The 12,561-nt window shown below is 54.1% G+C and carries 12 protein-coding genes; 5 read left to right on the top strand and 7 right to left on the bottom strand.

The window, feature by feature from the left end:
• Nucleotides 1–41: 41 nt before the first annotated feature.
• Nucleotides 42–1,136, bottom strand: a complete 1,095-nt coding sequence (gene hppD / locus ACIRQ6_RS02435) for a 4-hydroxyphenylpyruvate dioxygenase (RefSeq protein WP_420862548.1) — start codon at nt 1,134–1,136, stop codon at nt 42–44.
• A 130-nt stretch (nt 1,137–1,266) separates the two neighbouring features.
• Here hppD and ACIRQ6_RS02430 point away from each other — a divergent pair, with 130 nt between their 5' ends.
• Complete coding sequence (locus ACIRQ6_RS02430; protein ID WP_420862547.1) at nt 1,267–1,731, top strand: Lrp/AsnC family transcriptional regulator; 465 nt, start codon at nt 1,267–1,269, stop codon at nt 1,729–1,731.
• 280 nt (nt 1,732–2,011) lie between these two features.
• Here ACIRQ6_RS02430 and ACIRQ6_RS02425 read toward each other — a convergent pair whose 3' ends face one another.
• From ACIRQ6_RS02425 to ACIRQ6_RS02415, 3 genes are all read right to left on the bottom strand, one after another.
• Nucleotides 2,012–4,036, bottom strand: coding sequence for a TRAP transporter permease (locus tag ACIRQ6_RS02425; protein ID WP_420862546.1), 2,025 nt, complete (start codon nt 4,034–4,036; stop codon nt 2,012–2,014).
• Between the two features lie 92 nt (nt 4,037–4,128).
• On the bottom strand, nt 4,129–5,133 hold the full coding sequence (locus tag ACIRQ6_RS02420) for a TAXI family TRAP transporter solute-binding subunit (RefSeq protein ID WP_420862545.1): 1,005 nt from the start codon (nt 5,131–5,133) through the stop codon (nt 4,129–4,131).
• A 59-nt stretch (nt 5,134–5,192) separates the two neighbouring features.
• Nucleotides 5,193–5,960 (bottom strand): GntR family transcriptional regulator, encoded by a 768-nt coding sequence (locus ACIRQ6_RS02415; RefSeq protein ID WP_420862544.1) that lies wholly within the window; start codon nt 5,958–5,960, stop codon nt 5,193–5,195.
• 104 nt (nt 5,961–6,064) lie between these two features.
• On the opposite strand from ACIRQ6_RS02415, the gene ACIRQ6_RS02410 reads away from it, so the two are divergent.
• From ACIRQ6_RS02410 to ACIRQ6_RS02395, 4 genes are all read left to right on the top strand, one after another.
• Complete coding sequence (locus ACIRQ6_RS02410) at nt 6,065–6,787, top strand: SDR family NAD(P)-dependent oxidoreductase (protein WP_420862543.1); 723 nt, start codon at nt 6,065–6,067, stop codon at nt 6,785–6,787.
• Nucleotides 6,788–6,805: 18 nt separating this feature from the next.
• A complete protein-coding gene (locus ACIRQ6_RS02405) occupies nt 6,806–7,510 on the top strand; it encodes a CoA transferase subunit A (RefSeq protein ID WP_420862542.1) in 705 nt (234 codons plus the stop codon).
• Nucleotides 7,510–8,133: a 3-oxoacid CoA-transferase subunit B gene (locus tag ACIRQ6_RS02400; RefSeq protein ID WP_420862541.1), complete on the top strand. Its 624-nt coding sequence runs from the start codon at nt 7,510–7,512 to the stop codon at nt 8,131–8,133. The genes ACIRQ6_RS02405 and ACIRQ6_RS02400 overlap by 1 nt, the downstream gene beginning before the upstream one ends.
• Nucleotides 8,134–8,395: 262 nt before the next feature.
• Nucleotides 8,396–8,581, top strand: coding sequence for a hypothetical protein (locus ACIRQ6_RS02395; protein WP_420862540.1), 186 nt, complete (start codon nt 8,396–8,398; stop codon nt 8,579–8,581).
• A gap of 382 nt (nt 8,582–8,963) precedes the next feature.
• On the opposite strand, the gene ACIRQ6_RS02390 is transcribed toward ACIRQ6_RS02395, so the two are convergent.
• From ACIRQ6_RS02390 to ACIRQ6_RS02380, 3 genes are read right to left on the bottom strand one after another with little or no spacing between them, the layout of a single operon-like run.
• Nucleotides 8,964–10,409, bottom strand: coding sequence for an aspartate/glutamate racemase family protein (locus ACIRQ6_RS02390; protein ID WP_420862539.1), 1,446 nt, complete (start codon nt 10,407–10,409; stop codon nt 8,964–8,966).
• Entirely contained in the window at nt 10,409–11,776 is a 1,368-nt protein-coding gene (locus tag ACIRQ6_RS02385; RefSeq protein WP_420862538.1) for an aspartate ammonia-lyase, read from the bottom strand. Before ACIRQ6_RS02385 ends, ACIRQ6_RS02390 begins: the two co-directional genes overlap by 1 nt.
• An 18-nt stretch (nt 11,777–11,794) precedes the next feature.
• Nucleotides 11,795–12,553 carry an amino acid ABC transporter ATP-binding protein gene (locus ACIRQ6_RS02380; protein ID WP_420862537.1) on the bottom strand — a complete coding sequence of 253 codons (759 nt, stop codon included), beginning with the start codon at nt 12,551–12,553 and terminating at the stop codon, nt 11,795–11,797.
• Nucleotides 12,554–12,561 lie beyond the last annotated feature (8 nt).

The raw sequence follows: 12,561 nt of genomic DNA, 5'->3' as shown, positions 1-12,561 counted from the left end.
CATCGGGAACGTGGTGGACGACGGCTAACTGACGTTGTCATTTAAGTTGCCTCGAGAACGCCGCGCTCGATCTGGTCGGCTTCGATGCTTTCGAACAGAGCCTTGAAGTTGCCTTCACCAAAGCCGTCATCGCCCTTGCGCTGGATGAATTCGAAGAAGATCGGACCGATCACTGTTTTCGAAAAGATCTGCAACAGAATCCGGGTCTCACCACCCCCAATAACGCCTTCGCCGTCGATCATGATGCCGTGTTTCATCATCCGGTCGAGGGGTTCTTCGTGACCCACCACGCGATCTTTGCTGAGAGTATAGTAGGTCTCGGGTGGGCCCTTCATGAACTTAATGCCGCGTGCGGCAATCTCGTCGACGGAGTGGTAGATGTCTTTGGCCCCGACAGCGATATGCTGGATCCCCTCGCCATTGTAGCGCTTCAGGTATTCGACAATCTGGCCGGTCTCGCCGCGATCTTCGTTGATCGGGATACGGATACGTCCACAAGGTGAGGTCAGCGCCCGGCTCAGAAGACCTGTGTATTTGCCCTCAATATCAAAGAAGCGGATTTCTTTGAAGTTAAACAGATCGCCGTAAAATTTGAACCACACGTCCATGTTGCCCATGTGGACATTGTGCGTGAGGTGATCAAGGTAGTGGAAACCCACGCCAGCCGGGTGGGTCTTGGAAACCCAATCGAACTCGACGTTGTACGGATTTGCGTCGTAATAATCTTCGATGAAATAGATGAGCGATCCGCCGATCCCCACGATGGCGGGCACATTCATTGTTTTGCCGTCGCCCTCATAGGGCGTGGCCCCTTTGTTGACAGCATGATCGAAAGCGTGCTGCGCATCGACGACCCGCCAAGCCATGGATGGCGCGCAAGGACCGTGCTCTGCGACGAACTCGGTCGCGTGACTGCCGGGCTCGTTGTTGATGACATAGGTGATGTCGCCCTGCTGCCAAAGTTCAATGGCTTTGGTTTTGTGATTGGCGGTATGAACGTAGCCCATCTTTGCGAACAGATCGCGCAGCTCCTGAGGCTCTGGATGCGCAAATTCGACAAACTCGAAACCGTCCGTACCTGCGGGGTTATCCTCCGAAATAGTGGCTTTGGGGGCGTCGTGGGGGAAAGGTCCCATGGTGTACTCCTTTTTGCTTTGAGGGCAGGATACTTCAGACCTGATGCAATTGGTGCCCGAAGGTGGCGCAATTTTACATGTTTCGCGCGAGTAGATTGCATAAACAGGTATTAACGCGCTATATGACAGCATGAATCACTTAGACTCCAAAGACATTTCGCTTTTGACGATTCTGCAAAAGAACGCGCAGTCCTCCGCTCTTGAGATCGCAGAAACACTTGGTATGTCCGCTTCACAAATTGGCCGAAGACGGCAGCGGTTGGAGGCGGAAGGCTTTATTCAATCAACACCCGCCCGGCTGAACGCAGCCCTCCTCGGCCTTAATGTTCAGGCCTTCATTCAAATCCAAACGGACTCGCAAACTGCTGAAACTCACGGATCAATCGCGGAACTCATCGGTAAGCACCCGGAGATAGTTGCCGCATGGACCTTGACGGGTGAGGCAGACTACATTTTCCGCGTATATTGTCGTGACTTGTCGCGTCTGAACGATCTTGTCCAAAAAGAGCTTCTGCCCCACCCCGCTATCGGTCGCGTTCATAGTCAGATTGTGATGGACCAGCTGAAGGACGAAACCGCCCTTCCATTGACTTAGAAATATGGCCTAGCTGTTTGGCTCAGCGCACTAAAATTAGTTGCCAAACAAGACCGACATACCACCGTTATGGCGCGGTCCTGAAAAGGCCCAAGTTCGTGAACCGGGATTCCCAATGCTGACGCATTTGCCGCTGAAATGGGCGATGGGGTCGATGTCAGAATGGTACCTTTGCAGACCTGTGCAAACCTTTGCGATAACGCGCAGCATGTTGGCCCATTTTGTATTCGCAAATGTTTGCCCAGGCGCAGAGTCTGCGCCTAGGGCGAAGTAGTTGGTGTCAGCCAACAGCTGCGTATCGGCTGGCCCTTATCTGTAACAAGATGACCGGAACGAGCAGAACAAATCCGATTGCAAAGGTAATCAGCCCCGGCGCGATAAACAACAGCGAGACCAGAGCGATCCAATAGCGTTCAGGTTTGCTCATCGGCGCAATGAAATACCCAGAGAAGGCAACACCCAAGGTTCCGATGGCCATCATTGCGCCCGCCAACGTGATAGTAAAGGCCGCCCATGTGAAGCCATCGGCAACAAGTAATAGTGCGGGCGAGTAAACAAACACAAACGGCACCAACGCCTTTGCAATGCCGAGACGGAAAGCAGTGTTGCCGGTTTTAAATGGATTCGACCCAGCAATGCCTGCCGCCGCGTAGGCCGCAAGGGCAACAGGTGGCGTGATGTCAGCAAGCACGCCGTAGTAAAACACAAAGAAATGCGCCACCAACGGCTCAACGCCGAGGATCTGGAACGCACCCGCCGTCACAGAGACCAGAATGATATAGGTCGCCGTGGTCGGCACACCTGCCCCCATGACAACACATGCCATCGCAACAAGCACAAGGGAGAAGAACAATGCCCATTGCTGCAGATCGAAATAATTGAATACTGGCAGGGACGAGAAGAAGACCGCAAAGTCATTCGCTGTGGTGATGACGATCGCGCCAATTCGGAAGCCCGACCCCGAAAGAGTGATGACACCAACAATGATCCCGACACAGGCCGCAGCCGTACCGATGGCAATGGTATTGCGCGCGCCAACAGCCAATGCGTCCCAAAGCCCGGGCAAGGTAAGACGGTCTTTAGGTTTCAGAAAGCCAACCACGATGCAGGCGATGATTGCATAGACCCCAGCATAATCCGGCGTCCGCCCCGAGAAGATCGAATAGATCAACACAAAGAGCGGAATAATTGCCATCCAATGCTCTTTTAGAACCAACAGCGCCTTTGGCATTTCTTCGACGCTCAGGCCGCGCAGGCCGAGCTTTTTAGCCTCAAGGTGCACCATGACGAAGATGCCAAAATAGTGTAGCAAAGCAGGGAACAACGCCGCGGCCAAGATGTCTCGCAGCGGGATGTTCAGATAGTCCACCATGATGAATGCGGCAGCGCCCATAACCGGGGGCGTGATTTGCCCTCCTGTCGATGCCGTTGCTTCCACCGCGCCAGCGAAATGGGGCGGATAGCCAACTTTTTTCATCGCGGGAATAGTCAGTGAGCCTGTGGTCACCGTGTTGGCGATGGACGATCCGGAGATCGAGCCCATAAAAGCTGAAGCGCAGATCGCTACCTTTGCAGGTCCGCCAGAATAGCGTCCGGCAAGCGCAGTCGCGAGATCAATGAACAAAGCCCCAAGTCCGATACGGGTCGCTAACACACCAAATACAACAAACAGGAAGACGTACTTCGCCATCGCACCAATAGCGATGCCATAAATGCCTTGTGAGCCGTAGATCCCGTCGACAAACCCTTGCCACGACACGCCCGCATGTATGAGCGGGCCGGGCGCGTAACGGCCCAAAATAGCATAGAGGATAAAGATCAGCGCAATGAATGGCAGCGTTGGTCCGATTGAACGACGCGCAGCTTCTAGCGTGAACAATAGCACGACCGACCCCATAAAGGTATCCATCGCGTTCGGATTCCCAGCCCGTGCAGCGGCAACATCAAGCGGCAAAAGTGGCAGATACATCGCAGCAGCAACCGCCAAAACAGCGAGAATGATGTCGATGATGTTGACGCCATCAATGCGATACCAAGTGTTGGCTGGCATCTCCATTGTTGGGCTTCTGCGCCATGAAAACAGCAGGAACGTCAGTCCCAGCACGAATGAGAGGTGAACGCCGAAGCGCATCAGTTCGTTGGTCGTTCCGAACCCTGACTGATAGATGTGGTAGAGTGTCATGGCCACCAACGCAGTGGTGATCACATATCCGATCTTTTGGCCCGTCGGCTGAAATGCCGACTCGGAATCGTACTTCCGTTCAATGGCTGCGAGATCTTCTTTGCTCAGTTCTTGTTCGCTCATCAGCCGCTCCTTCGTTGCAAAGCGTGTGGTCATCATAAAAATGGGGGCCCGGCCAAATGAGCGCGGGCCCCCAGATTTTGTTTGAAACTGGCTTATTCCAGAAAGCCCGCTTCGCGGTAGAAGCGTTCGGCACCAGGATGCAATGGAACACCGACACCTGCCAGAGCTGTATCTGGTGTGATCGAAGCACCTTTGGCATGGCCTACGTCCAGCAAACGACGGCTCTCTTCGTTCCAGAGCGCCTGCGTGATGTTATAGATCAGCTCTTCATCTTCGTTCGCGGATGTAAACCACTGAGCACCAACGGATACAGTCGATACAGCGTCGATGCCTTCATAGGTGCCCGCCGGAATGTCGGACTGAGCAAAAAAGCCAAACTCGCTTGTCAACGCTTCTGCACCTTCGCCAGAGATTGGCACCAGCGCGATGTCAGCAGCAGATGCCAGTTCGACAATGCCACCGGTTGGATAACCAGCGACCACGAAGAACGCGTCAATTTTGCCATTCCGTAGGGCCTCAGAAGCCGCATTACCTTTGAGGGCTTCAGCCGACACATCGTCGATGCTTAGGCCGTAAGCTTCGAGGATCAGGTTCGCGTCAACGAAGGTCCCTGAACCCGGCTCATCCAAGGAAACTGTTTTGCCAGCAAGGTCAGCAACGGAATTGATACCGCTATCGGCAAGCGTGACGAGGTGAATATGCTCCTCGAACAGGGCCGCAATCGTGCGCAGTTCTGTCGCAGGCTCTTCGCCTTCACGTGTCCCCGTGCCGGTAAAGGCCCAGTAAGCCACATCAGACTGAGCGAAACCAGAGTTCCGCAGACCCGAGATGATCGCATTAATATTATCCACTGAGCCGCGCGATGATACGGCAGACGCAATAAGACCATCGACGCCGCAAGAGCCGCCTTTGCCGCATTCCCGTGACCCTGGAGGTTTGGAGATCGCATTGGCAATGACGCCGCCGACCGGGTAGTAAGTGAAGGACGTGCCACCCGTTCCGATTGAAAAGAATTGAATGTCTTGTGCGACAGCGCCCCCGGCAAGACCGAGCGCCATTGCCGCGCCGAGCGCAGCGGATTTAAGTTTAGAGATCATGTGATCCTCCCTAAGTGGTTGCGGTCTTCTTTACATCGTAGTGATACTGAGACCTCGAGTTATGAGAGCTTTTGCAAGCCCCCAATCGGCAGATCGGCGTCTTCAATCACATGAAGTGTCGCCTTCGTAATATGTTTGCGCAAAATCGCCTGACCAGCCTCAACGTTGCCTTCCAACACCGCATCTTTCAGCGCGCTGTGCTCTTCTGCACTGCGTTCTACCCAACGTGATCGGGATTTTTCGCTTCGGTCGCTGGCATGCGCCATCAGGCGATATCGTCGACTCTGATCGTATTCGACCGAGATAAGCTCGATAATTTTCTGCGATCCACTATTGCCAACTATGGCCATGTGGAAATTCTTGTTGCGATTGTCCCATTCAAGTGCCGCATTCAGCGGGTCAGATGACATTTGCACCTCGACTTCTGAAAGCGCGTAATGCGCCGCAATCACATTGGAGCGCCAATCGACATTGGTTCTCAGGACTGACCACTCGAACGCCAGCGCTTCCATTTCAGCACGTACCCTGCTGCTGTCTTTCAACTGCTCTTGGGACGGCTGCAGGACGCGGAAGCCTTTCAATTCCTCAAAGCTGACGTAGCCTTCGCCGACCAAAAGCGAGAGGGCCTCACGCACGGATGGGTGCGAAACGGAGTAATCACGCTTTAGGGCTTCAATGTTGAGCTTTACGCCGGGCTGGAGGATGCCAAGCGAAATATCCCTGCGCAGCTGGTCTGACAATGTCGCGATAACGGAACCGTTTTTGACCATCATAACCTCCCATTGTTGGTGCCAAAGTGTTTCGAGAAAAATATAAAGCACGATCATACGATACAGGCAAGTGATAATATGTAGCCACAGATCATATTATGATGTTAATACGTCGTACCAAACGCGGAGAATCCGCGGATTGTTCGAAGTGAGGGCATCAGTTGAGCAGCACGAATACAAAACTAAGATCCATTGTTACTGGAGGGACCGGAGCACTCGGCAGCGCAATTATTGCTGCAATGAAAGCCCGCGGCGATGAGGTTGTCTGTTTGGACATGCGCAGACCCGAACAAGACGACGTGGCCTTTATTGAGGTCGATGTATCAAACAGGGCCTCAGTCAATGAAGCTCTTGATGAGGCGGTCCAATTCTTGGGAGGAATCGACTCACTGGTGCATTCGGCTGGAATCATCAAAACCTCGAAGTTCTGCGATTTGAACGAACAAGACTTTCTCGACGTCGTGGACGTGAACCTGCTGGGCGCGTTTCGTGTGGCCCAACAAGCTTCACGCCACATGGCTGATCACGGCGGGCGCATCGTGCTTGTCACGTCTATTCATGGGCAGATTGGTGTGCCCGGACGCGGCGCTTATGCTGCAGCAAAGGGCGGGATCGCTTCGCTGGCGCGGGTTATGGCAGCTGAACTGGCAGAACGTCGCATTCGTGTGAACGTCCTCGCTCCCGGGGCCGTCGATGGCGGTATGTTGGTTGATCCCAGATCACGTGAAGGATGGGTCAGCGCGACACCAAGCAAGCGTGTGGCCTATCTCAAAGAAGTCGCGGGCGTTGCCGCAATGCTTACATCAGAGGATGCAAGCTTCGTAAATGGGCAAATCGTTGCCGTTGACGGCGGTGTCAGCACCGTCCGTGCCTTCAACCACTAACGCGCCAAGGAAAGACGAATGAACAAGATATTTTTGACTGCACAAGACGCACTTGATGGTTTGCTCTTTGACGGGGCCCTGATTGCAGCAGGAGGCTTTGGTCTGTGTGGCATTCCCGAGCTCTTGATTGGCGCTATCAAAGAGGCAGGCACCAAAGACCTGACCTTCGCCTCTAACAATGCCGGGGTTGACGATTTCGGGATCGGTATTCTGCTGCAAACCAAGCAAGTGCGCAAAATGATCTCGTCCTATGTGGGCGAAAACGCGGAATTTATGCGCCAGTATCTGTCAGGCGAGCTTGAGCTGGAGTTCAACCCTCAAGGCACGTTGGCCGAGCGCATGCGCGCTGGCGGCTGCGGCATCCCCGGCTTTTATACCAAAACTGGTGTCGGTACCGTGATTGCCGAAGGCAAGGAACATAAAGAGTTCAACGGCGAGACATTTATCATGGAAGAAGGCATTTTCGCCGACCTGTCCATCGTCAAGGCATGGAAGGCTGATGAGACCGGCAACCTCATCTTCCGCAAGACCGCCCGCAATTTCAACCCGCCTGCGGCGATGTGCGGAAAGACCTGCGTTGTTGAAGTGGAAGAGATCGTGCCAACCGGCAGCCTTGACCCCGACAATATCCATCTGCCAGGCATCTACGTGCACCGTATCGTACAGGGAGCGCATGAAAAGCGCATTGAACAGCGCACCACGCGCAAGCGGGGGGACGCATAATGCCCTGGGATCGTAATCAGATGGCAGCCCGCGCCGCACAGGAGTTGGAAGACGGGATGTATGTGAACCTCGGCATCGGGATTCCAACGCTTGTTGCCAACTATGTGGGTGGCAGGGATATCACCCTCCAATCTGAAAACGGCATGTTGGGCATGGGCCCCTTCCCTCTTGAAGGCAACGTAGATCCGGACCTCATCAACGCGGGTAAGCAGACGATCACAGAACTGGGCCGCACAGCCTACTTCGATAGTGCGACGTCTTTTGGCATGATCCGAGGTGGCAAGATTGCAGCGGCGATCCTTGGCGCAATGGAAGTGGCCGAAAATGGTGACCTCGCGAATTGGATGATTCCTGGCAAACTGGTCAAAGGCATGGGCGGCGCGATGGATCTCGTCGCTGGTGTTGGTCGCGTCGTTGTTGTGATGGATCACACCAACAAAAATGGACAGAGCAAAATTCTAAAGCGATGCACGTTGCCTTTGACCGGAAAGGCCGTGGTCGATCGGATCATTACAAATCTTGGTGTCTTGGATGTTGTCGAGGATGGCCTCGCTCTTGTTGAATTGGCCGACGACGTTACCGAAACCGCGTTAAGGAACGCGACACAAGCGACAATCCTTTGATTTACTCCCGACCGCTGCACGGCTTTTCCTGACCATTCAGCGGTAACCTCCGCCACCCTCGCAAGTTTCGAGGGTGGCATTTTTTTCGACCGCCGAGACGCAAAGCGGATAACCGCTTTGATCGATTTGGTTCGGTAACTAACGCGGCAAACGGCTGAATGCTTGGGACAAATTGGGAAAAAAACATAATAGGTATCAATACATTACGATTTAAATCATCGAATAAGGTATCGACAAATTCTCGATTTGAAAGTTCATGGGCATGCTGTCATCCACTCTTTCCACGATCCAACCGTCAGCGACCGTTGCTATGTCGGACCTTGCCCGCGATCTGCGGGCAAAATGGAAAGACATCATCGCTTTAGCTGCTGGCAAAGCTGATTTTGATACGCCCGATCACATCCGCGTTGCCGCAAAGGCTGCTATGGACCGAGGTGAGACACGATAAGCACCAGGGACCGGCATCCCCAAGCTGAAGAGAGCAATTGCCCAACAATTCTCGGGCGACAAAATATTGCATAGGCCGAAGATCAAATCACCGTCGACCCCAGCAGGTGCCGTTTGCACGCAAGGAAAGTTGCGCTTTATCGCGGATATTGTCCTGCGGTACCTGCTATCTGACTTTTTGGTGGATGTTCGAGCACCGCCCCGCTGGCGAGCGCCATTTTGGACAAGACAAGACCTCCAGCCAGCAGAATGACCCGGCCGGAATGACGAACGACGAAGACGTCAAGACCAAGCGGCCAGCCAATTCGTTAAAGGAAGCAGCCGTTCATACAAACTGCTGCGAAAACCAGTTGATTGGCTCACCGGCAGCTATCGTTCTATAGTCAGCGTGCGCCCAGCATTGCCATGGACGTGTTGATGCATTTGCTTGCAAGAACTTGCGTCGGGTCAATGAGCCGCGTTGAACGGGTCAAGTCTTCGCTGAGTTTGATCAATGGGAGTTCGGTGCATCCAAGAATGATCGCTTCGGCGGAATGCGCCTTGAGGGATCGCACCACAGCAGTGATGTGTTCTGCACTTTGGCCAGAGGTATGGCCAGCCTTGACCCCCAACGGGCCATAAATTGCGTCCATCACGCGATCCTGTTCGCTCTTGTTGGGGATGACAGCCAAAATCCCCGCGGACCGGAGCGCATCCTGATAAAGTCTGCTGGCAATGGTACCCGATGTCGCCAGAACACCAACCCTCTGCACCGCTGGGGAGATTTTCGCAATATGATCAACCGTTTCCGTGAGCATGTTCACGATTGGAATATCCAAATGTCGCTGCAATCGGTCGACATAGGCATGGGCCGTGTTGCAGGGGATTGCGATGATATCTGCGCCACCGCGTTCCAGCTTTTTAGCCGTTGCATAAAGCGCAAGTGTCGGGTCAGGGCCGTCCGCGAGCAGGTTTGCTGTGCGGTCTGGGATCTGGGGGTTTTGTTCTACGATTACCTTGATATGGTCCTGATCCTTTTCAGCCTGCGTGGTGTTGACGATCTTGGACATAAAGTCGGCGGTCGCCGCAGGGCCAACACCGCCCAACACACCGATCTTGAATGGTTTCTGTGTGGCCTGACCCGTTTCCTCAAGCGCGAAGCGCGCGTAAATTTCGTTGGTGGGCAGGATCTTGGGTGTGTGACCCTTCGGAAGATCCGACAGTATCAGAGGGATCTCTGTCATCCCGGGCACGATCACTTCGGCGCCCTGATCCTCCAAACTTCCAATGGCGGAACGGATCGCAGCAACGATTGCGCCAACAGGTCCACCTGCCTTGAACCCTGCCGGGCCATAGATCGCGTTGATCATGGCATCCTCGGTGGTTGGCGCGGGGAAAACGGCCGCTCTGTTTGGCCCAAGTAGGCGGTCAAACAACCGGTCCTTGCGTACAAAAGGCGTTGTTAGAATGCCGACCTTCCCTGCGTCAGAGTGGTGCCGATCAAGGTGATTCCGGATCGCGTCGGTCATGGAAATGAGCTTGAGGCTCAGTTCAGCGCGTAATTCTTCCAAAAAGGTATGGGTTATGAAACAGGGCAACATGGCCGCGTCGCAGCCGGATTTTTCCATGCGACTGAGTGCGTCAAAAACATAGAATTTGCGGTGCACGGGCGCGTAATCGGGGCTGGCCACCGATAGGGCTTCAACGAGTGGCTTTTGTTCAAATGAAATTTCCCGGTGGTCGCCTTCGGATTTCACTGGGGTCAGGCGCACCAGCTGGTTTAGAATATCAGCACCTGCGCGTGCGCCCAGACCACCAACGATGCCCAGTTTCAAACCGGGTCGTGCCATCACGCGATCTCATCAAAAAGGGAGTTTGGCACGCCCTGCGCCGCGCCCGCGTCGCGCAAGGTCAACCCCTCGGCCTGAGCATACTTGGCCAGCTGTGTAGCAGCTTCATATCCCATAAGAGGTACGAGTGTGGTCGCCAGAACCAGACTGCTATTCAAAAGTTCGGCGCAGCGGATCCGGTCCGCCTCAATTCCGATGACACATCGTTCAGTGAAAATATCCATTCCGTTGGTCAGGGTCGTCATAGTTTCCATAATTTTGTAAAAAATCACCGGCTCCATGGCATTAAGCTGTAACTGTCCTGCTTCAGCAGCCATGGTGACCACCAGATCATTACCAATCGCTTGAAAGCAAATCTGATTGACGACTTCGGGGATCACCGGATTGACCTTGCCTGGCATGATCGACGACCCAGCCTGCACAGCGGGCAGAATGATCTCTCCAATTCCGGCGCGCGGACCACTGCTGAGAAGGCGCAGATCGTTGCTGATTTTGGACAGTTTGATCGCAACACGCTTGAGCGCACTGGAAAACATCACGAATGCCCCGAGGTCAGAAGACGCCTCGATCAAGTCCGATGCGGGGGTTAAGTTTCGCCCCGAAATCGCGCTCAAATGCGCAACTGCACGCTCTGAGTAGCCCTGCGGCGTGTTGATCCGGGTTCCGATCGCCGTGCCACCAAGATTGACCTCTGTCAGCAGTTTTGCCAATTCCACAATCCGGTCGATGTCTTCGGCGATGGTCGTGGCAAAGCCACGAAATTCGTCCCCAAGCGTCATAGGAACCGCATCCTGCAATTGGGTTCGACCAACTTTGTTCACATCATTAAATTCCTCCGCCTTGGCCCGAAAGGCGTTCACCAATCCTGTCATTGCCGTAATGAGCGGATCAGTTTTTGCGAGCGTCGCCAACCTGATCGCGGTGGGGTAGACGTCATTTGTGGATTGCGAGCGATTAACGTCATCATTTGGATGCAGTGCCGCATAGTCACCAAAACGCCGCCCCATGCGGGCCAAAGAAATATTGGCAACGACTTCGTTGGCGTTCATATTGGTAGAGGTTCCTGCACCGCCTTGCATCAGATCGACTGCAAAGTATTCATGGTGCTTGCCTGCGATAATCTCGTCACAAACCCCAGAAATCACCTGCGCCTTTTCAGCAGGCAGAACACCTAGCTCAGCATTGGTGCGCGCGCAGGCCGCCTTGACCTGCGCAAGGGCGACGACGACCTCTGGATAATGGCTGATCGCAACCCCTGTTATGGGAAAGTTTTCGATGGCGCGTTGCGTTTGGCTGCCCCAGGCTGCGCCAGCAGGGATTTGGACCGTACCAAGACTATCGGTCTCGGTACGGGGCTGGTCTGCCATTGTGGTCATTGAAGGCCTCTATAAGATTTGGCTAAGGAAAAGCTTGGTCCGTTCGTCCTGAGCATTGTCAAAGAAAGTATCAGGTGTTCCATGTTCCACGATCACACCGCGATCGGTGAAATAGATGTGGTCAGCGACTTCGCGGGCAAAGCCCATTTCGTGGGTCACAAGGATACAGGTCATCCCATCCGCCGCGAGTTCCTTGATAGTCAGCAACACTTCTTTGACCGTTTCAGGATCAAGGGCCGCCGTCACCTCATCAAAAAGCATTACGTCCGGCTGCATGGCGAGCGAGCGTGCGATGGCGACGCGCTGTTGTTGACCGCCGGACAATTCGCCGGGGTAAGCGTTTTCCTTGCCCTCCAATCGCACCTTTTTCAGAAGGGCACGGGCGCGCTGTTCAACCTCGGTCTTGTTCTCTTTCATAACAAGTACCGGCGCCATCATGATGTTTTCCAGCGCGGTTTTGTGGGGGAACAGATTGTATTGCTGAAAGACCATCCCAATCTTCTTGCGCAGTTCAAGCTTGTCCAAGTCGGGGCGGTGCACTTCTATGCCTTCGACCTTGATCGACCCTTCCTGAATATCATTCAACGCGTTGATACAGCGGATCAGTGTGGATTTGCCAGATCCCGAAGGACCGATGATGCAGATCACTTCACCCTTCATAATGTCCATGTCGATGCCCTTCAGAACCTCCAGCGCGCCAAAGGATTTGCGGACATTGCGGATGGAAACGATCGGTTGTTCGGGGGTCCATGTGTCGGTTGCGGTCATTTGGATGT

It is taken from the genome of Algirhabdus cladophorae (assembly GCF_044772865.1).
GTDB classification, from domain to species: domain Bacteria; phylum Pseudomonadota; class Alphaproteobacteria; order Rhodobacterales; family Rhodobacteraceae; genus Algirhabdus; species Algirhabdus cladophorae.
The sequence above is the reverse complement of the archived record's forward strand: the minus strand, read 5'-3'. Positions and strand labels throughout refer to the sequence as shown.

Bases quoted from the DNA above. Each gene is read 5' to 3' on its own strand.
- ACIRQ6_RS02400 (WP_420862541.1), top strand. From the start codon at position 7,510: ATGCCCTGGGATCGTAATCAGATGGCAGCCCGCGCCGCACAGGAGTTG.
- ACIRQ6_RS02390 (WP_420862539.1), bottom strand. From the start codon at position 10,409: ATGGCACGACCCGGTTTGAAACTGGGCATCGTTGGTGGTCTGGGCGCA.
- ACIRQ6_RS02425 (WP_420862546.1), bottom strand. From the start codon at position 4,036: ATGAGCGAACAAGAACTGAGCAAAGAAGATCTCGCAGCCATTGAACGG.
- ACIRQ6_RS02380 (WP_420862537.1), bottom strand. From the start codon at position 12,553: ATGACCGCAACCGACACATGGACCCCCGAACAACCGATCGTTTCCATC.
- ACIRQ6_RS02430 (WP_420862547.1), top strand. From the start codon at position 1,267: ATGAATCACTTAGACTCCAAAGACATTTCGCTTTTGACGATTCTGCAA.
- hppD (WP_420862548.1), bottom strand. From the start codon at position 1,136: ATGGGACCTTTCCCCCACGACGCCCCCAAAGCCACTATTTCGGAGGAT.
- ACIRQ6_RS02420 (WP_420862545.1), bottom strand. From the start codon at position 5,133: ATGATCTCTAAACTTAAATCCGCTGCGCTCGGCGCGGCAATGGCGCTC.
- ACIRQ6_RS02405 (WP_420862542.1), top strand. From the start codon at position 6,806: ATGAACAAGATATTTTTGACTGCACAAGACGCACTTGATGGTTTGCTC.
- ACIRQ6_RS02415 (WP_420862544.1), bottom strand. From the start codon at position 5,960: ATGATCGTGCTTTATATTTTTCTCGAAACACTTTGGCACCAACAATGG.
- ACIRQ6_RS02385 (WP_420862538.1), bottom strand. From the start codon at position 11,776: ATGGCAGACCAGCCCCGTACCGAGACCGATAGTCTTGGTACGGTCCAA.
- ACIRQ6_RS02395 (WP_420862540.1), top strand. From the start codon at position 8,396: ATGCTGTCATCCACTCTTTCCACGATCCAACCGTCAGCGACCGTTGCT.